This window comes from Mesorhizobium sp. B2-3-14, from assembly GCF_006442175.1.
In the GTDB taxonomy this organism is placed as follows: Bacteria; Pseudomonadota; Alphaproteobacteria; order Rhizobiales; family Rhizobiaceae; genus Mesorhizobium; species Mesorhizobium australicum.
The window spans coordinates 149,692-170,350 of sequence record NZ_VFVP01000002.1; the positions used below are offsets into that span (position 1 = coordinate 149,692).

The 20,659-nt window shown below is 63.9% G+C and carries 20 protein-coding genes; 13 read left to right on the forward strand and 7 right to left on the reverse strand.

Annotation, left to right across the window (positions count from 1 at the left end; genetic code table 11):
* Positions 1 to 155: 155 nt before the first annotated feature.
* From lpxC to FJ950_RS05360, 5 genes are all read left to right on the forward strand, one after another.
* Entirely contained in the window at positions 156 to 1,106 is a 951-nt protein-coding gene (lpxC, locus tag FJ950_RS05340; RefSeq protein WP_140615639.1) for a UDP-3-O-acyl-N-acetylglucosamine deacetylase, read from the forward strand.
* A gap of 262 nt (positions 1,107 to 1,368) precedes the next feature.
* Positions 1,369 to 2,238 (forward strand): outer membrane protein assembly factor BamD, encoded by an 870-nt coding sequence (locus tag FJ950_RS05345; RefSeq protein WP_015317218.1) that lies wholly within the window; start codon positions 1,369 to 1,371, stop codon positions 2,236 to 2,238.
* Between the two features lie 183 nt (positions 2,239 to 2,421).
* Positions 2,422 to 4,095, forward strand: a complete 1,674-nt coding sequence (gene recN, locus FJ950_RS05350; protein WP_140615641.1) for a DNA repair protein RecN — start codon at positions 2,422 to 2,424, stop codon at positions 4,093 to 4,095.
* Positions 4,096 to 4,229: 134 nt separating this feature from the next.
* On the forward strand, positions 4,230 to 6,434 hold the full coding sequence (ligA, locus tag FJ950_RS05355; RefSeq protein WP_140615643.1) for an NAD-dependent DNA ligase LigA: 2,205 nt from the start codon (positions 4,230 to 4,232) through the stop codon (positions 6,432 to 6,434).
* A complete protein-coding gene (locus FJ950_RS05360) occupies positions 6,431 to 7,123 on the forward strand; it encodes a TIGR02453 family protein (protein ID WP_224683959.1) in 693 nt (230 codons plus the stop codon). The genes ligA and FJ950_RS05360 overlap by 4 nt, the downstream gene beginning before the upstream one ends.
* A 26-nt stretch (positions 7,124 to 7,149) precedes the next feature.
* Here the strand turns inward: FJ950_RS05360 and FJ950_RS05365 are convergent, their stop codons facing one another.
* Positions 7,150 to 7,908, reverse strand: a complete 759-nt coding sequence (locus FJ950_RS05365) for an SDR family oxidoreductase (RefSeq protein ID WP_140615645.1) — start codon at positions 7,906 to 7,908, stop codon at positions 7,150 to 7,152.
* Between the two features lie 161 nt (positions 7,909 to 8,069).
* Here FJ950_RS05365 and FJ950_RS05370 point away from each other — a divergent pair, with 161 nt between their 5' ends.
* Together FJ950_RS05370 and FJ950_RS05375 are read left to right on the forward strand one after the other, a co-directional pair.
* On the forward strand, positions 8,070 to 8,798 hold the full coding sequence (locus FJ950_RS05370; protein ID WP_140615647.1) for an AzlC family ABC transporter permease: 729 nt from the start codon (positions 8,070 to 8,072) through the stop codon (positions 8,796 to 8,798).
* Positions 8,795 to 9,091 (forward strand): AzlD family protein, encoded by a 297-nt coding sequence (locus FJ950_RS05375; protein ID WP_023769676.1) that lies wholly within the window; start codon positions 8,795 to 8,797, stop codon positions 9,089 to 9,091. The genes FJ950_RS05370 and FJ950_RS05375 overlap by 4 nt, the downstream gene beginning before the upstream one ends.
* Positions 9,092 to 9,229: 138 nt before the next feature.
* Here FJ950_RS05375 and FJ950_RS05380 read toward each other — a convergent pair whose 3' ends face one another.
* From FJ950_RS05380 to FJ950_RS05390, 3 genes are all read right to left on the reverse strand, one after another.
* The gene (locus FJ950_RS05380) at positions 9,230 to 11,074 is read right to left on the reverse strand and encodes an aminopeptidase P family protein (RefSeq protein ID WP_140615649.1); all 1,845 of its coding nucleotides are present in this window, start codon (positions 11,072 to 11,074) and stop codon (positions 9,230 to 9,232) included.
* 217 nt (positions 11,075 to 11,291) lie between these two features.
* Positions 11,292 to 12,164, reverse strand: coding sequence for a 50S ribosomal protein L11 methyltransferase (locus tag FJ950_RS05385; RefSeq protein WP_140615651.1), 873 nt, complete (start codon positions 12,162 to 12,164; stop codon positions 11,292 to 11,294).
* Between the two features lie 11 nt (positions 12,165 to 12,175).
* Complete coding sequence (locus FJ950_RS05390; RefSeq protein ID WP_140615653.1) at positions 12,176 to 12,754, reverse strand: SCO family protein; 579 nt, start codon at positions 12,752 to 12,754, stop codon at positions 12,176 to 12,178.
* A 273-nt stretch (positions 12,755 to 13,027) separates the two neighbouring features.
* On the opposite strand from FJ950_RS05390, the gene FJ950_RS05395 reads away from it, so the two are divergent.
* The 3 genes from FJ950_RS05395 (at position 13,028) to FJ950_RS05405 (ending at position 14,942) form a co-directional block, all read left to right on the forward strand.
* Complete coding sequence (locus FJ950_RS05395; protein WP_167331157.1) at positions 13,028 to 13,519, forward strand: CreA family protein; 492 nt, start codon at positions 13,028 to 13,030, stop codon at positions 13,517 to 13,519.
* An 84-nt stretch (positions 13,520 to 13,603) separates the two neighbouring features.
* Positions 13,604 to 14,245, forward strand: coding sequence for a DapH/DapD/GlmU-related protein (locus tag FJ950_RS05400; RefSeq protein WP_140615655.1), 642 nt, complete (start codon positions 13,604 to 13,606; stop codon positions 14,243 to 14,245).
* Between the two features lie 253 nt (positions 14,246 to 14,498).
* Positions 14,499 to 14,942, forward strand: a complete 444-nt coding sequence (locus FJ950_RS05405; protein WP_181166289.1) for a low affinity iron permease family protein — start codon at positions 14,499 to 14,501, stop codon at positions 14,940 to 14,942.
* Positions 14,943 to 15,017: 75 nt separating this feature from the next.
* Here the strand turns inward: FJ950_RS05405 and FJ950_RS05410 are convergent, their stop codons facing one another.
* Positions 15,018 to 15,884: an SDR family NAD(P)-dependent oxidoreductase gene (locus FJ950_RS05410; RefSeq protein ID WP_140615657.1), complete on the reverse strand. Its 867-nt coding sequence runs from the start codon at positions 15,882 to 15,884 to the stop codon at positions 15,018 to 15,020.
* Between the two features lie 134 nt (positions 15,885 to 16,018).
* Between FJ950_RS05410 and FJ950_RS05415 the strand changes: the two genes are divergently transcribed.
* Positions 16,019 to 16,300 carry a hypothetical protein gene (locus FJ950_RS05415; RefSeq protein WP_140615659.1) on the forward strand — a complete coding sequence of 94 codons (282 nt, stop codon included), beginning with the start codon at positions 16,019 to 16,021 and terminating at the stop codon, positions 16,298 to 16,300.
* A 57-nt stretch (positions 16,301 to 16,357) separates the two neighbouring features.
* On the opposite strand, the gene FJ950_RS05420 is transcribed toward FJ950_RS05415, so the two are convergent.
* Positions 16,358 to 16,933, reverse strand: coding sequence for a TMEM175 family protein (locus FJ950_RS05420; protein ID WP_140615661.1), 576 nt, complete (start codon positions 16,931 to 16,933; stop codon positions 16,358 to 16,360).
* Between the two features lie 239 nt (positions 16,934 to 17,172).
* Between FJ950_RS05420 and FJ950_RS05425 the strand changes: the two genes are divergently transcribed.
* Both FJ950_RS05425 and FJ950_RS05430 read left to right on the forward strand, forming a co-directional pair.
* Complete coding sequence (locus tag FJ950_RS05425) at positions 17,173 to 17,580, forward strand: SH3 domain-containing protein (RefSeq protein ID WP_140615663.1); 408 nt, start codon at positions 17,173 to 17,175, stop codon at positions 17,578 to 17,580.
* 214 nt (positions 17,581 to 17,794) lie between these two features.
* Positions 17,795 to 19,003 (forward strand): MFS transporter, encoded by a 1,209-nt coding sequence (locus FJ950_RS05430; protein ID WP_140615665.1) that lies wholly within the window; start codon positions 17,795 to 17,797, stop codon positions 19,001 to 19,003.
* A 60-nt stretch (positions 19,004 to 19,063) separates the two neighbouring features.
* Here FJ950_RS05430 and FJ950_RS05435 read toward each other — a convergent pair whose 3' ends face one another.
* Positions 19,064 to 20,524, reverse strand: a complete 1,461-nt coding sequence (locus FJ950_RS05435; RefSeq protein ID WP_246681278.1) for an MATE family efflux transporter — start codon at positions 20,522 to 20,524, stop codon at positions 19,064 to 19,066.
* Between the last annotated feature and the right edge of the window lie 135 nt (positions 20,525 to 20,659).

A 20,659-nucleotide genomic window follows, 5' to 3' on the forward strand; every position in this document is an offset into this window, starting at 1 on the left:
GGTAAGAAACCGTGATTTGGACTCTTCCTGCCGGGACACTATCTTCGCTGCCTACCATAGTCGGTTTGCCGGGATTCGGGGGAAGTCGCCCGCCTGCCGATTTTACAAGAGCCGCGCCCTCGGGCTGGAGAAGCGGACCTAGGCATTACGGGCTCATGGGGATTGTCTTGCACGACCACCAGACGACAGTGAAGACGCGCGCGTCGCTTACAGGCACCGGCGTTCACAGCGGCAAAGAAGTTTCCATCAGTTTCCTGCCCGCAGATGCCGATACCGGCATCGTGTTCGCGCTCCTCAATGGAGACGGGCAGGGCCGTGAGTTCCGCGCCCTGTTTTCCGAGATCGGCGCCACCGACCTTTGCACCATGCTTGGCGATCCTTCGGGCGAGCACATCGCCACGGTCGAGCACATCATGGCCGCCCTGTTCGGGCTCGGCATCGACAATGTCATCATCGAGATCAACGGCCACGAGGTCCCAATCCTCGACGGCAGCGCCATGGCGTTCGTCGAAGCCATCGACCAGGCCGGCATCGAGATGCTGGCCGTCAAGCGGCGCTATATCAGGGTGGTCAAGCCGGTCCGCATCGAGAACGGCGCCTCCTGGGCGGAGTTCAGGCCCTATGACGGCACCCGTTTCGAGGTCGAGATCGATTTCGAAAGCCCGGCGATCGGCCGTCAGCTCTTCGCATCGGACATCAACGCCGATATTTTCCGCCGCGACATCGCGCGGGCCCGCACCTTCGGCTTCATGAAGGACGTCGAGCGGCTGTGGGCCGCCGGCTATGCTCTGGGATCCTCGCTGGAAAATTCCCTGGTGATCGGTGACGACAACCGCGTCATCAATATGGGCGGCCTGCGCTATCCCAATGAGTTCGTGCGCCACAAGACGCTCGACGCCATGGGCGACCTGGCGCTGGCCGGCGCGCGCTTCATCGGTTGTTTCCGCTCCTATCGCGGCGGCCATCGGCTGAACGCCGCCGCACTGCGGCGCCTGCTGTCGGACCGCACCGCCTTCGAGATCGTCGAGACGACACGCCGTGAGCGTGGTCGCGCCGCCGAGATGAACGCCGTCAATGCGCCTCTCTATGCGCCCTGGATGATCTGATTTTCTTAATCTTTTTCGGATTCCATGGCGGTATGGGTGTTGCATGAATGCATCATCCATCGGCGAAATTGCGTAGATTTTCACGCCACGGTCCGCCGCCACAAAAATGCGCGATTGGCTGGACATAGCGTTGCCGGGCAAGGCGGTTATGGTTTATGGCTGCTGCCGTCGATTAGTGCATGTCGCTCAAAGGTGGGGACCAGTTTTGGGACAACTGCATGCAACGAGCATTAAAATAACGCCGAAAGGGCGCAATCCAATCATGTTCTTCAAGCGAGTCGGTCAATCGAAAGCGCCGCAGCGGTCTGTTTTCCTAGCGCTTTCGGTGGTTGTTCCATCGCTCTTTCTGGCGGCTTGCATGTCGTCGGAAAAAGACATCGACCTGTCGACCTATGTCGACCAGACCGAACCGGCCGACGTTCTCTACAATCAGGGCCTGGCCAATCTGAACGCCGGCCGCCTGGACGAGGCAAGCAAGAAATTCGACGCGGTCGACCGCCAGCACCCCTATTCGGAATGGGCCCGCAAATCGATGGTGATGGGCGCGTTCGCCGACTATCGAAAGGGCAGCTACGACGATGCGATCCAGTCGGCGAAGCGGTACCTGGCTCTCTATCCGTCCACGGATGACGCGGCCTATGCCCAGTATATCATTGGTCTGAGCTACTATCGCCAGATCAAGGATGTGACGCAGGACCAGAAGGAAGCACGCCAGACCCTGCAGACGATGCAGGACCTGGTGACGCGCTGGCCGACGTCGGAATATGTCGACGATGCCAAGGAAAAGATCCGCTTCGCCAACGACCAGCTCGCGGGCAAGGAAATGCAGATCGGCCGCTATTATCTGGAGCGCCGCGAGTACATCGCCGCCGTCAAACGCTTCCGCACCGTGGTCGAAAACTATTCCAACACCCGCCATGTCGAGGAAGCGCTCGCGCGCCTCACCGAAAGCTATTACGCGTTGGGCTTGACCTCGGAGGCCCAGACGGCGGCCGCGGTGCTCGGTACCAACTATCCCGACAGTTCGTGGTACAAGGATTCCTACAAGCTGCTGCAGAGCAACGGGCTGGCGCCGCGTGAAAATGCCGGGTCGTGGATATCCAAGGCCGGGAAGCTGATCACCGGCGCCTGACCGCGGAGCCTCCGAGCGAAGCGCGCAGCGCGCTTTTTCGGATTGATCCGAAGCTCAAACAAAAAGATAGTGCGGCGCTGCGACTCCAACTGTCGGGTGCCGCTTTATCCTTTTGTTTTCGTGCCTGTCGTTATCCCGAAACCGGGTCCACTTTTGGGCGGCATGCAATAGGTCCGGTTTCTCATGCTTTCCAGACTGTCGATCCGCGATATCGTCCTGATCGAAAAGCTGGACATCGACTTCCAGCCGGGCCTTTCCGTGCTGACCGGCGAAACCGGCGCCGGCAAGTCCATCCTGCTCGATGCCCTGTCGCTGGCGCTCGGCGCGCGCGGCGATGCCTCGCTGGTGCGCCACGGCGCGTCCCAGGGCCAGGTCATTGCCGTGTTCGATGTTCCGCGCAACCATCCGGTGCGCGCGCTGCTCGCCGAAAACGCCATCGAGGATGATGGCGACGTCATCCTGCGGCGCGTGCAGACGGCGGATGGCCGGACCCGTGTGTTCGTCAACGACCAGCCGTCCTCCGTGACGCTGATGCGCGATGTCGGCCGCGCCCTGGTCGAGATTCACGGCCAGCATGACGAGCGCGCCTTGGTCGATCCCGGCGCGCATCGCGATGTGCTCGATGCTTTCGGCGGCCATCTCGGCGCCGTCCGCTCGACCGGCGAGGCATGGCGGCACTGGCGCGCCGCCCAGCAGGAGCTGACGCGCCATCGCGCCAAGGTGGAAGCCGCCGCGCGCGAAGCCGACTATCTGCGCGCCGCGGTTGCCGAACTGACCAAGCTCGATCCGCAGCCGGGCGAGGAAACCGAACTTGCCGAGCTGCGTGCCCACATGATGCGCGCCGAGAAGATCGCTTCCGAAATTCACGACGCGCAGGATGTGCTGTCGGGCCCGTCCTCGCCCTTGCCGCAACTGGCCAGCCTGCTGAGACGGCTGCAGCGCAAGGCGACGGAGGCGCCCGGCCTGCTCGAGGACGTGGTGAAGTCGCTGGACGAAGCCATGCTGTCTCTCGACGCGGCGCAGTCGGGCGTCGAGGCCGCGCTTCGTGCCACGGAGTATGATCCGCAGCGGCTGGAGAAAGCCGAGGAACGACTGTTTTCGCTGCGCGCGGCGTCACGCAAGCACAGCGTCGCCGTCGATGACCTGGCGCAGCTGCGCGACACGATGGTTGCCGATCTCGCCGATCTCGATGCCGGCGAAGAACGCCTGCACGGGCTGGAAAAGCAGGCGGCCGCCGCGCGCGAAGCCTATGATATCGCCGCCGCACAGCTGTCCTCGCTTCGCCATGCCGCGGCGGTCGGTCTGACCAAGGCGGTGATGGCCGAACTGCCGGCGCTGAAGCTCGAACGCGCGGCCTTTATCGTCGAGATGAAGAGCGAGGCCGGGGCGCGCATGGAAGAGGGCATCGACCAGATCGAGTTCTGGGTGCGCACCAATCCTGGCACGCGGCCCGGGCCGATGATGAAGGTTGCCTCCGGCGGCGAGCTTTCGCGCTTTCTCCTGGCGTTAAAGGTGGCGCTGGCCGACCGTGGCTCGGCGCCGACATTGGTTTTCGACGAAATCGACACCGGGGTGGGCGGCGCCGTGGCCGACGCCATCGGCCAGCGGCTGGCGCGGCTGTCGAAGCGCGTCCAGGTGCTTTCCGTCACCCATGCGCCGCAAGTGGCAGCGCGCGCGGCAACACATTTCCTGATCTCCAAATCGGGCAGCACCGACCGTGTCGCGACCGGAATTGCCGAGATGGACAGGACTGCGCGGCAGGAGGAGATCGCTCGCATGCTGGCCGGCGCCACGATCACCGACGAGGCGCGCGCCGCCGCCGAGCGGCTGCTGCGCGAGAATACAAACGCGGCATGAGACGATCCGGCGTCATGGGGCGAGTCAGGATATGGCTCCATCCTGCTGTTCAGGAATGATCTTTTCCGAAAACCGGTTCCCACCTTTCAAGATCATGCTCTATTGTGGCGCGCCACCGTTCAGGGACAAAAAGCATGGCCGAAAAACCTGTCGATTCGCTCAGCGAAAGCGAGGCTGAAGCCGAACTCCAGCGCCTTGCCGAGGAGATCGCCGGTCATGACCGGCGCTACCATGCCGAGGACGCGCCCACGATCACGGACGCCGAGTATGACGCGCTGCGGCGGCGCAATCTTGCCATCGAGGAGCGCTTTCCCGGGCTGGTGCGTGAGGATTCGCCCTCGCTCAGGGTGGGTGCCGCCCCGGCGGAAGGCTTCACCAAGGTGCGCCATGCCGTGCCGATGCTCAGCCTCGCCAAGGCCTATACCGACGCCGACGTCACCGATTTCATCGAGCGCGGCCGGCGCTTCTTCGACCGCGACAAGGACCTCGACATTGCCTTCACCGCCGAACCGAAGATCGACGGGCTGTCGGCTTCGCTGCGTTACGAAAAGGGCGTGTTCGTGCAAGGCGCGACGCGCGGCGACGGCGCTGTCGGCGAGGACATCACCGCCAACCTCAGGACCATCGCCGACATTCCCGCCAAGCTGAAGGGTTCAGGCTGGCCCGAGACCATCGAGATCCGCGGCGAGGTCTATATGACCTATGCCGAATTCGAGGCGCTCAAGGCGCGCTCGGCGGCTGTGGGGGGCCAGGATTACGTCAATCCGCGCAACACGGCGGCCGGGTCGCTGCGCCAGAAGGATCCATCCGTCACCGCCAGCCGCAACCTCAAATTCTTTGCCTACGCGTGGGGTTACACGACGGCGGATCCGGCACCAACGCAGTATGAAGCGGTGCAGAAATTCGCCGATTGGGGCTTCAAGATCAGCCCGCTGATGGTGCGGGCGAAATCGGTCGAGGAACTGGTCGCGCATTATCACCTGATCGAGGAGCAACGCTCGTCGCTCGGTTATGACATAGACGGGGTCGTCTACAAGGTCGACCAGCTGGAGCTGCAGCGCCGCTGGGGTTTCGTCACCGGTGAGCCGCGCTGGGCCGTCGCGCACAAATTCCCGGCCGAACAGGCGATGACGACCGTGCAGAGGATCGACATCCAGGTCGGCCGAACCGGCACGCTGGCGCCGGTCGCGCGGCTTGCGCCGGTGACGGTCGGCGGCGTGGTGGTGGAGAACGTCACGCTGCACAATGAAGATTATATCAAGGGCCTGGACAGCACCGGCCAGCCGATCCGCGACGGCATCGACGTGCGCATCGGCGACACGGTGGTGATCCAGCGGGCAGGGGACGTCATCCCGCAGATCGTCAGCGTCGTCATCGACAAGCGTCCGCCCGATGCCGTGCCGTACGAATTCCCGCACTCTTGCCCGATCTGCGGCTCGCCGGCGACGCGCGAGATCAACGAGAAGACCGGCAAGGAGGATTCGCGCCGCCGCTGCACGGGCGAACTGATCTGCCCGGCGCAGGCCGTGGAGGGGCTGCGCCACTTCGTGTCGCGCGGCGCCCTGGATATCGAAGGCCTGGGCGCGGAGAACATCGACACGTTTTTCAATGCGGGTTTGATCAAGACAGCCGCCGACATCTTCACGCTCAGGGAGCGCCGCCCCGCCGTGACCAAGGCGCTGGCCGAGCGGCGCGAGGAGCAGGCCAGGCAACGCGAGGCCGCATCCGGCAAGACCCGCAAGAATGTGCGCAGCGTCGAGGACCGCAATTACGAAGGCCTCGACAAATTGTTCGCGGCCATCGATTCGCGCCGCGAGCCGGAGCTCGACCGCTTCATCTTCGCGCTCGGCATCCGCCATATAGGCGAGACGACGGCCGCCGTGCTTGCGCGAACATTCTCGACCATCGAGGAGCTGATCCGGGTCGGCAAGGAGACGGCGGCGGCGGAGGATCCGCATTCGGTCTTCCCGTCGATCAACGGCATTGGCGATACGGTGATCGATGCGCTGCGCGATTTCTTCGGCAACGAGCGCAATGACGAGGTGCTCGAGAAGTTGCTGCAACAGGTCAAGCCGAAGCCCTATATCGTCACCGTCTCGGCCGACAGCGAAGTCGCCGGCAAGACGATTGTCTTTACCGGTTCGCTGGAAAAGATGACCCGTTCCGAAGCCAAGGCGATGGCCGAACGTCTCGGCGCCAAGGTGGCCGGTTCGGTTTCGGCGAAGACCGATCTTTTGGTGGCGGGACCGGGTGCGGGCTCAAAGCTCAAGCTTGCCAGCGAACTCGGCGTCGAGGTCATAGACGAGGACACCTGGCTGCAGCGGGTCGGCAAGTCGTGACGGACGGAACGTTCAAAGGTTTTGGTCCGAAAGCCATGCCGTTCTTCAAGGCGCTGGATTTCCACCAGAGCCGCGAATGGTTTGCGGAGAACCGCGCGCTTTTCGACAGCGATCTGCATGGGCCGATCGGCGATCTGGTCGAGGTCCTTACGGAGCGTTTCGCAACGGCGGGGCTTGGTCTGCGCGGCGACCGCAAGAAATCGCTGTTCCGCATCAATCGCGACGTCCGCTTTGCCAAGGACAAACGTCCCTACAACAGGCATGTTTCGGCCATTCTGTCACCAGACGGCAGCAAGACAGGCCTGGGCGTCTTCTACGTGCATATCGGGCTCGAGCGCTGCTTTGCCGACGTGGCCTGGTGGAACCCTGAGCCGCCGCTCTTGCTGGCGATGCGCAAGGCGATCACCGATCGGCCCGGCGAATTCCGCAAGCTGCTTTCAACGTTGAAGAAAAACGGCCTTGAATTCGAAACCGAAGGCCGCATGAAGCGGGCGCCGCGCGGTTTTGAGCAGATCGCGGACGCCGATCTCGCGGAGGCCGTGCGCAACCGGCATTTCGTCGTCCAGCGTGTCATCAATCCGACCGAAATTCACGCGCCGGCGCTGGTCGACGAGCTTGTCGAGTTTACATTACGCGCCAAGCCGCTGCTCGACTGGGGCAGGGCGATCCAGGGCAAGGTGACCGGTTAGTTTTCCGATCCGTTGGACAGGGCGGGCTACATCCGCATCAGGAGACCCCCATCGACGGCCAGCTCTATTCCGGTGATGTAGCTTGCCGCGTCGGAAAGCAGGAAGAGCGCGGCGTTGGCCATGTCCTGCGGCGTGCCGATGCGGCCGAGCGGTGTGTAGTCGGCGACGGCGGCGCGCTTCTCCTCGGTGTCCCAACGCGCCTGCAGCGGCGTCAGCGCCATGCCCGGGCAGATGGCGTTGGAGCGGATGCGCTCGCCGGCCAACTGCATGGCGAGCGACTTCGACAGCGCGCAGACGCCGGCCTTCGACGCCTGGTAGGCATCCTGTGGCTTCGGATCGCCGCGATACCACTGGATGGTCGAGAAATGCACCATGGCGCCGCCACGCCCGCCTGCGCGCATTTGCGGAACAACCGCGCGCGCCGTGTGCACGAAGGATTTCAGGTTGATGTTGAAGACCTGGTCCCAGACGTCGAGGTCCATCTCGAGAGCCGACTTGTCGCGGCCGAACCAGAGCACGCCTGCGACATTGGCGAGATAGTCGATACCGCCGCGTTCGCGGCCCGCAGCGCCGATGGTCCGTTCAACAAAGCCGGCGTCGGTGAGGTCGCCCTGGGCGAAGGTCAGCCGGTCGTCATAGGCGGCGAGCGCTGTCGGGCGTGGCTTGACGTCGATGGCGGTGACCGACGCGCCGGCATCGAGCAACGCCAGCGTGATCGCCTCGCCCATGCCGCCACCGGCCCCGGTGACGACTGCGTGCCTGCCGGTGAAATCATAAGCAATCATTAGAATCCCCCTCGTGTATTTCTGCCAAATGCCTGCCGGGCGACAATAGGATATCGCGTGAATCCTAACAGGGATCATTTCCGCTGATCGTTTGGCTCAAGCGAATTCGTGTGACAAGCCGGGCAGTGCTTCCTACATCAGCCCTCTGACCGGGGAGAGACATGTCGGCGCAAGCAATTTCCGAGAACGGCGTGAAAAGCGATTTCTGGCAAGGCGTACGGCTCTCCATGCCGGTCGTGGTGGCGGCGGCGCCATTCGGGCTGCTGTTCGGCGCGATCGCCGTCGACAACGGCTTTTCCGTTTTCGAAGCCTTCCTGATGAGCGCGCTGATCTTCGGCGGCGCCAGCCAGATGGTCGGCATAGAACTGTTCGGCCAGCATGTCGCGCCGTGGCTGATCGTGCTGTCGATCTTCGCCGTCAATTTCCGCCACGTGCTCTATTCCGCCGGCATTGGCCGGCGCATCGCGCACTGGTCCGGGGTGCAGCAGGCGCTCGGTTTCTTCATCCTCACCGATCCGCAATTCGCCGTCGCCGAGGCCAGGGCCCAGTCGGGCCAGACCGTCGGCTTTGCCTGGTATCTGGGACTTGGGCTGCCGGTCTATGTATTCTGGACCATCGAAAGCGCGCTCGGCGCGCTGTTTGGAAAGCTCATTCCCGATCCCCATGCCCTGGGCATCGATTTCCTGCTGCCGATCTATTTCCTTGGCCTGGTGATGGGCTTCCGCAAGCGGCCGCTGTGGCTGCCGGTGGTCGTCGCCAGTGCCTGCGCCTCGATCATCGCCTACAAGACAGTGGGTTCGCCCTGGCACGTTTCGATCGGCGCCATCGCCGGTGTGTTGCTCGCCGTCGTCCTGCCGCCGCATCACAGCGGTGTGGAGACAAGGCCATGAGCACGACCTTCTGGATCATCATCGCCGGCGCCATCGCCACCTATCTCACCCGTATTGGCGGGCATCTGGTCATCTCGCGTTTCGATCACATCCATCCGCGCGTCGAGGCCGGGCTCAACGCCGTGCCTGCGGCGGTGCTGACGACGCTGGTGGCGCCGGCGGCGCTCGGCGCGGGCCCGGCGGAGTGGGCAGCGCTGGTCGTCTCCGCGCTGGTGGCGCTGCGTGGCGGGCTGATGGCGATGTTTCTGGCGGGCGCGGCTGTATTGATCGTAGCGCGCCAGTTCGTCGGGTAGGGCGTATCGATATCCAAGTGATTCCGGCCCGCAGACGGCCGATACCTGCGCTTCGGTGCTCCAATCCGGTTCTCCGTATCAACCGTTTTCGAACCGGCCTGGCCTGAACCTCGACACGCCCTTCAGCGCTTCAGAAAATCAAATCTTCGCGTCGTGCGGCAGCGGTGCCGTTGCCTTTTCGAGCCAGGCCAGCGTTTCGCCGTCGAGCATCGGACCGATCTCGGCCAGCACGCGGGCGTGGTAAGAGTCGAGCCAGTGCAATTCGTCTCGCGTCAGCAGATCCGATCGCACCAGCCTGACGTCGATCGGGGCCAGCGTCAGCGTCTCGAAACCGTGCATGGCGATGTCGCCGCCCTCGATCTGTTCGGCCGGCGTCACCAGGATGAGGTTCTCGATGCGGATGCCGTAGGCGCCTTCCTTGTAGTAGCCGGGCTCGTTCGACAGCATCATGCCTTCGAGCAGCTTTTCGGTGCCGGTGCGGGCGATGCGCTGCGGACCCTCATGGACGGCCAGGTATGAGCCGACACCGTGGCCGGTGCCATGGGCGAAGTCGCAGCCATGCCTCCACAGCGCCATGCGGGCGACGGCGTCGATCTCCGAGCCGCGCGTGCCGGCGGGGAAGCGCAGCGTGGAAATGCCGATCATGCCTTTGAGCACCAGCGTGAAGCGCTCGCGCATCTCTTCGGTCGGCTGGCCGATCGGCACGGTGCGGGTGATGTCTGTCGTGCCGTCCTGGTATTGCGCGCCGGAATCGAGCAGGAACAGCTCACCGGCCTGAAGCTTGCGGCTGGTGGCGCGCGAGACGCGGTAATGCATGATGGCGCCGTTCGGGCCGGCGCCCGAAATGGTGTCGAAAGAGACGTCGCGCAGCGGCATCTGCGTTTCCTCGCCGGTCTGCCGGCGGGTTTCTTCGAGCCTGGTGACAACCGCGATTTCGTCGAGTGAGCCGGGTTTCTGGCGCTCCAGCCAGCACAACAGCTTGGCCACCGCCGCGCCGTCGCGGCGATGCGCGGCGCGCGAGCCGTTGATCTCGGCCTGGTTCTTGGTGGCGCGCGGAATGCGGGCAGGGTCGGGCGCGGCAACCACCGTGCCGCCATTGTCCTCGACCAGCATGCGCAGCCGGTCGGCGGCCAGCACCGGATCGAGCGCGATTTTCGCGCCGCTTTTCGCAAGTGCGGCGATCGCCGCTTCGAACTCCCCGGGCTCATGCGGATCGGCGAGTTGGGTGAGGTAGGCCGCCACCTGGCGCGAGAACTTGCGCCGATCCATGAAAAGCTGGTGCGACCCGTCGGCGGCGAGTATGGCGAAGCCGAGCGCCAGCGGCGTGTGCGGCACGTCACCGCCACGGATGTTGAAGGCCCAGGCGATGGACGATGGGTCGGTCAGCACCGCATGGGTGGCGCCGTCCTTGCCGATCGCTGTCGCCAGCCGCGCCAGCTTGTCCTTGGCGAGTTCGCCGGCAAAGCCGATCGGATGAAGCTCGATCGGGGTCACGGGTGCGGCGGGCTGATCCTTCCAGATGATGTCGATCGGGTTCCTGTCGAGCGGCACCAGCACCGCGCCGGTCTTGTCGGCGGAGGCCTGCAGCGCCTTGACCTCGCCGATCGTGTGCAGCCAGGGATCGAAGCCCAGGCGCACGCCCTTGCCGATGTTGTCCTTGAGCCAGACGGCGGGCGGATTGTCGACCAGACTTTCGATCGAAAAGATGTCGAGATCGACCTCATTGCGCACCTGCAGCGTGTAGCGCCCGTCGACAAAGACGAAGGCACGGTCGCGCAGCACGATGGCGACGCCGGCCGAGCCGCTGAAGCCGGTCAGCCATTTCAGCCGTGCCGACCGGTCGGCGACGTATTCGCCCTGGTGCTCGTCAGCGCGCGGAACGATGAAGCCATCGAGGCCATTGGCGCCCAGCCACTGGCGCAGCAGCGCCACGCGCGGCTTGCCGACCGCCGGATCGCCCGCGGAATCGAAGGTCTGGAACATGATGGGCCTCCTTGGTATCAGCGCGACCGTAACCTACGGGCCTGGAAAGCGGAATCGATTTTCCAGCTGGTGCAAACTGCTACAGCGTCCGCCGGGTGACAACCAAATGAGGCTGGTCCAGCCATGAATGAAGGGGGCGGCGGCGGCATTCTCTTGCCGACACGCATCGAAGTCCAGCAACCGGGACCGTTGAGGGCCGGCAACCGCCTTGCCGGCCTCAACGCTTGAGATGGATAGTCACCCAGCCTTCGCGGTGCAACGTACTGACATGGCGGAAATTCTGGCCGACATAGGCCGAGATCACAGCGTCGCGCTGGCGGTCGAGAATGCCTGACAGCACGATCGAGCCGCCAAGCGTGACATGCCCTGCCATTTGCGGTGCCAGCCGCATCAGCGGCCGCGCCAATATGTTGGCGACGATGAGGTCGAAGGGCGCGCGCCTGGCAAAGATCGGGTGGTGAAAGCCAGGCGCGGTCACCGTCTCGATCAGGCCTTTGACGTGATTCAGACGCGCATTGGCGGCGGCGACCTTGACCGCGACCGGATCGATGTCGGTGGCCAGCACCGGAATATGTGCCAGCTTGGCGACGGCGATCGCCAGCACCGCACTGCCGGTACCGAGGTCGAGCGCGTTGCGCGGGTGCTCGCGCCGCACGACTTTCTCCAGCATTTCGAGGCAGCCCGCGGTGGTGCCATGATGGCCGGTGCCGAAGGCAAGGCCCGCCTCGATCTCGATGGCGAGTTCGCCGCTGTGGCGCTTCCTGCTGTCATGCGCGCCGTGGACGAAGAAACGGCCGGCGCGCACCGGCTTCAACCCTTCCAGGGACCGTGCCACCCAGTCGATGTCGGGCAACGCCTCGCGCTCGACCGGTCTCGACAAAGCCAGGCCTGCGAGAACATCCTTCAGCCGCGCCTCGACCGCTTCGACGTCGCCATCGGCGTAGAGCGAGACCTCGTGAATGTCGGCGTCTTCGTCGACCTCCAGCACGGCGATCGGCAGGCCCTCATCCTCGAAGGCCGTTTCGAGCGCCGCGAAGATGCGCTCGGCCTCGATCTTTCCGGTGGTGAAATGGAGCCGCGTCTGGGTCATGTGAATTCTTGTCAGCCCTTCGCGGCGAGGCGCTTCAGCTTCTCCACGGCGGTGCTGGCATTCTCGCCATAGGCGATCGTGCCCGCGAAGTCGCCCTTGGCGTTGAGCAGCAGCACCGAGGCGGTGTGGTCCATGGTGTAGTCGCCGTCGCCGGTATCGACCTTCTTCCAATAGATGCCGAACGCCTTGGCCATGGCATGGACCTTGTCCGGATCGCCGGTAATGCCGGTGATGCGGTCGGAGAAATTGCTGACATAGGCGTCCATCACCGGCGGCGTATCGCGCTCCGGATCGACCGAGACGAAATAGGCATGCAGGTTCTTGCCGTCGTCGCCGAGCGTCTTCAGCCAGCCGGAGAGTTCGAACAGCGTGGTCGGGCAAACTTCGGGGCAGTGGGTGAAGCCGAAAAAGACGACGCTGGGCTGGCCCCGGAAAGCGGCTTCGGTGATCGGTGCGCCTTTCTGGTCGACCAGGGTAAAGGGCGCGCCGAACGGTTCGCCGCCATAGTGACCGCGATACCAGTCGAAAGTCAGCCAGCCGATGCCGGCCGCCATCAGAATGAGAATGCCGACCAGGATAGAACGCATCATCAAAAAAGTCCGTCCGTAATGTCACGGCGCGCCGGCCAGAACCATGCACCCGTTGTAGGCCACAGTCTTAGCGGTTCGACGGGGTACACGCAAAGATGCCGCGTTGACGCAACCGGCTATGGCGGATGCCTGCGGTTTGATCCGACCTTCCGGCTTGCAATGTGTCAGCCTTGGCCCCACCTGAGACCCCGGCAACTCGAACCGCAGGAGGATTCTTTGCCGGGATTGACTGGGCCAGGATTGATCGGACGAGGATTGATTGGGCGAGGATTGATTGGGCGAAAACTGATCGGCGGTGCCTTGGCCGCGTGTGTCGTGCTTGCCGCCGGTAGCGCCATTGCCGAGGAAGTCGGCAAGGTCGGCGTCGACTGGATCGGCAACGACATCATCGTCGAGGCGATCAAGGATCCGAAAGTGGAGGGCGTGACCTGCCACGTTTCCTATTTCGATCGCAGTGTCATCGACCGCTTGCACAAGGGCAACTGGTTCGAGGATCCCAGCGATTCCTCGATCTCCTGCCGTCAGACCGGTCCGATCACCATCGGGGATATTGATACGAGCGAAGGCGGCGAGGAGGTTTTCAAACAAGGCATCAGCCTGATCTGGAAGAAGCAGGTGGTGAACCGCATCTACGACAAGGCCAACGAGACCCTGATCTATCTGTCGCATTCGCGCCAAGTCCAGAACGGCTCGGCCAAGATGTCGGTTACGACGGTGCCGCTCTATGGCCAGAACGTGGTGTGGAGCAACGGCAAGCCGAAATAGGCGGGTCGAACTCTACCCTGTCCTGTTCTGGCTGGCGATTGGCCCCGCTTGCGGGACCAATCGGTCTGACGTAAAGCCGCCGGCATGGACCGTTCTGAAGATCTCGTTGCGAAAGATCCCGAGCCGCGCATTCATCCAACCGCTGAGATGAAGGGCTGCAAGCTTGGCCGCTACGCCGCGATCGGCGAACGCGTCGTGCTGCGCGAGGTCATCGTCGGCGATTTCTCCTATTTCGAACGCCATGCCGAGGCGATCTACACGACGATCGGCAAATTCTGCTCGATCGCCGCCAACAGCCGCATCAATGCGCTGGAGCATCCGATCGAGCGGCTGACCCAGCACAAGGTCAGCTATCGGCCGAACGAGTATTTCCGCTGGCTGGGCGTCGATGCCGCGTTCCGTGAGCGGCGGCGGTCGAAGGCCGTGACCATCGGCCATGATGTGTGGATCGGCCATGGCGCGGTCATCTTGCCTGGGATCGCCATCGGCAATGGCGCCGTCGTCGGCGCCAATGCGGTGGTGACGCGGGACGTGCCGTCCTACACGATCGTTGCCGGCGTGCCGGCGAAGCCGCTCAAGCAGCGCTTTGCCCCTGAAATAGCGGCACGCATCGAAGCTCTCGCCTGGTGGGACTGGCCCGTCGAGAAACTCGCCAGGGCGGTTCCCGACATGCAGGCAATGCCGATCGAGGCTTTCCTCGACCGCTGGGAAAACGACGCCGTCTGACGAAACCCCTTCCGCCATGCGGGGGTGGCGCAGCGGAAGGGGCTGGAGGTAAACCGCTGTGAAGCGGAAGGAACAGGCTCTTTGCCTGCACGGCTACAATGACCTTAAACCGATAAGGTGTGTTTTGTTCCAGATGCGCGCTTTGCGTGCATTCGATTGCGTGGGTCGTATTTTTTATCGGCGGGAACCCGAAATGGCTGCTGGTTGTTTCTTCCGGCGGACCGCATGACGCGGCGCTGTTTTGAGGGACCACATGATCGAGAAGCTTTTCACCAAATTCGCCAACCAGATCGCCCATCTCACCGGCCTACCGCTGACATTTGCGGTGTGTTGCCTGATCGTTATCGTCTGGGCGGTGAGCGGGCCGTTCTTCAATTTTTCCGACACCTGGCAGCTGGTGATCAACACCGGAACCACGATCATCACCTTCCTGATGGTGTTTCTCATCCAAAACACCCAGAATCGGGACGGCGCCGCGATCCAGGCCAAGCTCGACGAGTTGATACGGGTCAGCGAGGCCAAAAACACCTTCATCGGCATCGAGCACCTGACTGAAGCCGAGGTCCAGGAGATCCGCGCCAAATGCGAGGTCGCGGCGAAGCGGCATGACGACAAAGTCGCGACCATGGCCGCAAAGAAAGTCGTGGCGGCAAAACGCAAACCGAAAAAAGAGGTAGCACGAAGCGCCGGCGGCTGAACCCGCGGTCAATCCCGAGTGTTCCGCCGGTGTTCGAGTTATGTGATCCGCACAGCGGCCATGTTCGGGACATGCTCATCGCTTCATGAACGCCGCGAATGCATCCTTGTGGCCGGGGTGCCAGCGCGACAGGGCAGGGCGGTTTTCGATGATGTCGCCGATCGCCCAGGCCATGCGCTTTTCGTCCATGGGTCGCGCCGTCTCATTGTCGGGACACAGGATATAGAAGTCGCCCCCGACCAGCGATTCCAGCATGAAATCGATCACCTGTTCGCCCGTCCACGCTCCAGCCGGCTTTTCGGTCGCGCCCTCGGTCAGGCCGGTATAGGTGAAGCCGGGGATGAGCAGATGCGCCGACAGGCGGGCGCCGGGCTCATTGCGCAGCGCATGCGCCAGGCCCTCGGTAAAGGTTTTCACGCCAGCCTTGGAAACGTTGTAGGCGAGGTTGCCGGGCGGTGTGGTGATGCCTTGCTTGGAGCCGGTGTTGACGATCAGGCCCGGCTTGGCCGACGCCAGCATGCGCGGCGCGAAAGCTTCGACGCCATGCACCACGCCCCAGAAATTGATGTCGAGCAGCCGCTTCCAGCCGTCGCGGTTTTCCCAGGGCTTTCCGGGGTTGTCGCCGACACCGGCATTGTTCATCAGCAGCGAGACCTCGCCGAAGGCGCCGAATGCCCGGTCGGCGAGGCGATCGACCTCATCGGCCTTCGAAACGTCCGATGCGACGGCAAGCACGGCGTCGTCACCGGCAATCGCGGAGACGGCCCGCGCGGCATCGTCGAGGCGCGGCCCGCCAATGTCGGCCAGCACGATCTTCATGCCCATCAGCGCCAGCCGTTTGGCCGCGGCAAGGCCGATGCCGCTGGCGGCGCCGGTGATGACGGCGGTGTTGCCAGGGGCAAGCGCTGGCAGGGCGGTCTGGATCTCGGTGTCGGCGATCATCGGCGATGGTTTCCTTTTTTGATGGCGCCGAACTTAGCGCCGGAACGGGCCTGCGCAAGCCTCCGTCGGGCTTGTCGGGTTGACCGGCCCGGTCGGGGCTGCGCATGCTACGACGCCAAAAAGGAGATTTCCGATTGACGGATTGGGTTGCAATTCTGAAGGAACAGACCGCCACCGGCGACCGGATGGGGCGCGAGGTGCCGCAGATGCTGGCCAACCCCGATATCAGCGAAGCCCAGGTGAAGACTCTGTTTTCGGCGCTCGAGCAACAGGCCGAGTTCGTCGAGAAACTGCGCATGGCGCTGGAAAAGTTCGGCCATGATTTCTCGATCATCAAGGTGGCGGAGCGGCTGGAAGAGCGCTACGCCGATCTGGCCGCTTCGGTGGCGGAAAAGCTGAAGGCGATGCGCGGTTAGGCAATTCCACGAAACGTGTGAAGCGGTTTGCCCTCTCGGATTGCGTCAGGCAGATCGCTATTTTTCGATCACCCGCGCAAAGCGCGTGTCCGGCACCAGCCAGATCAGGGCGACGGCGACATAGAGCGCCACGCCGATCCACCGGTCGAGGAAGGTCAGCCCAACGGCCGCTATGTAAACGGCGAGCGAAATCCTTCCCTTGCGATCGCGGCCGATTGCCTTGGCGAATGCGGTGTCCGGCCCATGCAGCCGATGCAGCGCAATGACCAGGATGCTGTAGGCGGTCGCACACATTACAAGGTCAAAACCATAGACCGCGACCGGAACCGCGGCGAAATGGTTCTCGCCCATGAAGGCGGTCGTCACCGGCATCAGGGACAACCAGAACAGCAGATGCAGGTTCGCCCACAGCACGCGCCCGTCGACACGCTGCACGGTATGGAACATGTTGTGCAGATTGTTCCAGTAGATGCCGACATTGATGAACGAAAGCACGTAGCACAGGAAGACCGGCCACTGCGGCAGCAGCGCCGAAAAATCCTCGCCTTCCGGTACCTTCAAGTCCAGCACCATGATGGTGATGATGATCGCCACCACGCCGTCGGTGAATGCCTCGACCCTGCCCTTGCCCATGATCACCACCTCGGTCCGCGACGAATTGCCGAAAGATAGTAAATCGTTAGCGGATGTTGGCATGCCGATAAACGGCGTACGCAAAATTCCTCAACTATATCAGGGGAAACTTCCACCCGGATCGGTGATCGTGGTGATTGGCCTTGGTAACTTGTTGACTTTTCCCTGCCCTGCCTCTCCCCTTGCGATGCAGTCCCGGCCGAAGCAGTCGAACGGCCGGCGCTCGAATGGAGGGACTGATGAGATTTCGATTTCTGCTTGCGATAGCGACCATTCTGGCCGCCGTCTTCGGGACGTCCGCCGCGGCCTTCGCCTACGGCGCCCACACGACGACGAGCCTCAACGTGCGTACCGGACCTGGCGCGGGATACGCCAAGGTCGGGACGTTGCCGGCCGGTCTCAGGGTCGACGTGACCGGCTGTCAGCCGGGCTGGTGCAGGATCCATGGCGGCGGTGTCAGCGGCTGGGCCAGTTCCGGCTATCTCTCGCGGACCCAAGTCGTGCATCCGCCGGTTATCATCGTGCGCCCGCCGCATCGGCCGCCGCACTGGCATCATCGGCCCCATCACCGTCCTCCCCACCACCGCCCGCCGCACAAGCCGCGTCCCGGCAAGTGCAAGATCGCACCTGGTTTCTCCTGCAAGTAGGCCCGGTTTTTTCTGCAAACAGGACTGATTGCGCCTAGTACGGCAAGGGTGCCGTGATGGATCGGGGCCGCTGGCCCCGATCCATTTTTTTGCGATCATCGGCTTGCTGGCCGGGCAACGCCAGCGTGGTGTCAGGAGCATGGCCGTCGACCGGAACGTCGGCGGTGAGGACGCGTTAACGTCGCGACCCCTGAACCTGGTGACGAGGTTGGCCATGGCCTTTCGCGATCTGACGCAAACTCAGAACGAAGCCGGCAGCGACGTCCTCGCGATCCCGACTGTCGCGGCGATGATCGCGGTGCTGTTTGCCGGCAGCACGGTGCTGACGCCTCTCTATATCGTCTACAAGCAGCAATTCGGCTTTTCGCAAATCACCTTGACGCTGATCTACGCGGTCTATGTCGTCGGCAATCTCGGCGCCCTGCTGGTGTTCGGCAGCGTTTCGGATGTCGTCGGGCGCCGGCCGGCGGCGCTTGCAGCCATGATCGTCGCCGTCATCAGCGCGGTTGTGTTCCTGTTTGCCGGCAATGTCGCGTCGCTCGATGTTGCGCGGATCCTGAGCGGACTTGGCATCGGCGTGGGCGCCGGGACGGGAACCGCGTGGATCGCCGAGCTTCTTCCAGAGGCCGGCAGGTCGCGCGCCAGCGTCATCGCCACCAGCACCAACTTTCTCGGCCTCGGTTTCGGGGCGCTTGTTTCGGGGCTGCTGGCCCAATACGAGCCGTGGCCATTGCGTCTGGTCTTCATTGTCTACCTGGCGACGCTCGCGGTGGTGACGATCATGGTCTGGCGCACGCGCGAAACGGTGATGAAGCCAGGCGGCCTTGGCAAGGTCTCCATGCGGCCGCGGCTTTCCGTGCCGGCGCAGATCCGTTCGCGCTTCGTGGCGCCGGCGGTGACCGGCTTTGGCGCGATGGCGTTGGTCGGCTTCTATGCGGCGGTGGCGCCGAGCATTCTGGCGCAGCAACTGCATGAGGCCAACCACGCCGTGGCCGGTGCGCTGTTCTTCGAACTGGCGATGGTCGCGGCAATCAGCATCGTGGCGCTGGCGCGGATGGGGAGCAGCAAGGCGATGCTGGCCGCGCTGGCCTTGATGATCCCAAGCACCATGCTTGTGGTGGCGGCGCAGATGCTGGCCTCGATGGCGCTGATGATCGCGGCGACGGCCTGCTGCGGCGTGGCGGCAGCGCTCGGCTATCGCGGCGGCCTGCAAGTGGTGAACGAGATCGCGCCGCGAGATCGCCGCGCCGAGGTCGTGTCCAGTTTCTTCGTCTGCTGCTTTGTCGGCAACGCCTTGCCTGTCATCGGCATCGGCGTCGTGTCGACCTATGCCAGTGCTGTCGCCGCGAGCCTGGCCTTCGCGGCCATGATCATCGCGTTCGCGCTGGTGGCGCTCGCCTTCGGGCTCGGACAGAGGCGCTGAGACCGCCGCGCCAGCCCGGCAAGGCACCTCGACAAGGCACGCCGGCAAGACAGGCCGGCATCAGCCGTTCGGCGTTTCAGGCGCCATGTTCGCGCGCTGGCGCGGCACGCCAAGCCCGGTGTCGGGCGGTTCGCCGGCAGCCGGCCTGTTCTCGATCATGTGCAAGCTGCGCCAGCCGCCAAAGCGGTAGTAGATCGCGGCCAGGATCAGAGACGTGATCGAACCGGCCGGAAAACTCCACCACAGCGCCTCCTCGCCGATCACGCCACGCATGTAATAGGCAAAGCCGGTGCGCACGACGAGCACCGAGATCACCAGGATGATCAGCGGCGGCATCACGGCACCCGTGGCGCGCACCGTGGCGAACAGCACGATGGTGATGCCGAACAGGATGAACGACCAGGACGCGGCCGTGTTGATATGGGCGGCGATATCGATCGCCGCGCTGTCGCTGCTCAGGAACAGGCTCAGGATCGAACGGTCGAAGACCCATAGCAGCGCGACGAGGGCGCCGGTCAGGACAAGGTTGAAACCGACGCCGGAGGCGGCGATGCGGCCGATCCGGTCCCAGCGACCGGCGCCGACATTCTGCGCCGCCATGGAAGAGACCGCGGCGCCGATGGCGAGCGCCGGCATCTGGATGTAGGTCCAGAGCTGCGCGGCGATACCGTAGGCGGCGGCGACCTGCGAACCGTAGGAATTGACGATGCCCATCACCGTCAGGGCCGCCGCCGAGATGACGATCATCTGCAGGCCCATCGGCACGCCCTTGAAGACCACGATGCGCAGCAGCGCCGCATCCGGGCGCAGCAGGACGAGATTGGCGCCGGCCAGCCGCAACGGATGCTTGCGCACGTAGAGCACGACGAGGATGGCGACGACGCTCACGGTCTGGCCGATCAGGGTCGAGGTGGCGGAACCGGCGATGCCGAGTTCAGGAAACGGGCCGATGCCGCGGATGAGCAGGGGATTGAGCACGATGTCGAGCACGACCGCCAATGCCATGAAGATGAAGGGGGTGCGTGAATCGCCCGCACCGCGCAGCACGGTCATGACGAAGGACAGAAGGTTCATCATCGGCACGGCGACGAAGATGATGCGCAGGTAGGAGCGTGCGAGCGGCAAGGCGTCGGCCGGCGTGCCGAGCGCGCCCAGGATGGCATCGACCCAGATCCAGCCGCAGACCGCGAACACCACTGAAACGAGGAAGAAGAAGGTGGCGCTGGTGCCGACGATGCGGCGCGCCTCGGGCAGGTCGCGGGCGCCGACCGACTGCGCCACCAGGATGGTGGCCGCCATGCCGATGCCGAACACCGTGCCGAGGATCAGGAACAGGACGAGGTTGGCGTTGGACGTCGCGGTCAGCGCCGACTCGCCGAGGAAGCGGCCCACCCAGACGGCGTTGACCGAGCCGTTCAGCGATTGCAGCACGTTGGAGCCGAGCACCGGCAAGGCGAAGAGCAGCAGCGTGCGCGGGATCGGGCCGCTGGTCAGGTCGCCGGTACGCCGGCGTGCGGGCATTTTTTCGTCCATGGCGGCCAACCTGGCAAATGTGACTCTGGCCCGCGACGATATCGCAGGCCGGACCGAGATGCACCCTGCGCCGAGGCGCAGTGACCGTCGATCGGTCAGGCACGCCGGAATGGAATTCCATCG

What these genes read in the sequence shown, in the direction of transcription:
- lpxC (WP_140615639.1), top strand. Translation starts at nt 156, where the DNA reads ATGGGGATTGTCTTGCACGACCACCAGACGACAGTGAAGACGCGCGCG.
- FJ950_RS05345 (WP_015317218.1), top strand. Translation starts at nt 1,369, where the DNA reads ATGTTCTTCAAGCGAGTCGGTCAATCGAAAGCGCCGCAGCGGTCTGTT.
- recN (WP_140615641.1), top strand. Translation starts at nt 2,422, where the DNA reads ATGCTTTCCAGACTGTCGATCCGCGATATCGTCCTGATCGAAAAGCTG.
- ligA (WP_140615643.1), top strand. Translation starts at nt 4,230, where the DNA reads ATGGCCGAAAAACCTGTCGATTCGCTCAGCGAAAGCGAGGCTGAAGCC.
- FJ950_RS05365 (WP_140615645.1), bottom strand. Translation starts at nt 7,908, where the DNA reads ATGATTGCTTATGATTTCACCGGCAGGCACGCAGTCGTCACCGGGGCC.
- FJ950_RS05370 (WP_140615647.1), top strand. Translation starts at nt 8,070, where the DNA reads ATGTCGGCGCAAGCAATTTCCGAGAACGGCGTGAAAAGCGATTTCTGG.
- FJ950_RS05375 (WP_023769676.1), top strand. Translation starts at nt 8,795, where the DNA reads ATGAGCACGACCTTCTGGATCATCATCGCCGGCGCCATCGCCACCTAT.
- FJ950_RS05380 (WP_140615649.1), bottom strand. Translation starts at nt 11,074, where the DNA reads ATGTTCCAGACCTTCGATTCCGCGGGCGATCCGGCGGTCGGCAAGCCG.
- FJ950_RS05385 (WP_140615651.1), bottom strand. Translation starts at nt 12,164, where the DNA reads ATGACCCAGACGCGGCTCCATTTCACCACCGGAAAGATCGAGGCCGAG.
- FJ950_RS05390 (WP_140615653.1), bottom strand. Translation starts at nt 12,754, where the DNA reads ATGATGCGTTCTATCCTGGTCGGCATTCTCATTCTGATGGCGGCCGGC.
- FJ950_RS05400 (WP_140615655.1), top strand. Translation starts at nt 13,604, where the DNA reads ATGGACCGTTCTGAAGATCTCGTTGCGAAAGATCCCGAGCCGCGCATT.
- FJ950_RS05405 (WP_181166289.1), top strand. Translation starts at nt 14,499, where the DNA reads ATGATCGAGAAGCTTTTCACCAAATTCGCCAACCAGATCGCCCATCTC.
- FJ950_RS05410 (WP_140615657.1), bottom strand. Translation starts at nt 15,884, where the DNA reads ATGATCGCCGACACCGAGATCCAGACCGCCCTGCCAGCGCTTGCCCCT.
- FJ950_RS05420 (WP_140615661.1), bottom strand. Translation starts at nt 16,933, where the DNA reads ATGGGCAAGGGCAGGGTCGAGGCATTCACCGACGGCGTGGTGGCGATC.
- FJ950_RS05425 (WP_140615663.1), top strand. Translation starts at nt 17,173, where the DNA reads ATGAGATTTCGATTTCTGCTTGCGATAGCGACCATTCTGGCCGCCGTC.
- FJ950_RS05430 (WP_140615665.1), top strand. Translation starts at nt 17,795, where the DNA reads ATGGCCTTTCGCGATCTGACGCAAACTCAGAACGAAGCCGGCAGCGAC.
- FJ950_RS05435 (WP_246681278.1), bottom strand. Translation starts at nt 20,524, where the DNA reads ATGCCCGCACGCCGGCGTACCGGCGACCTGACCAGCGGCCCGATCCCG.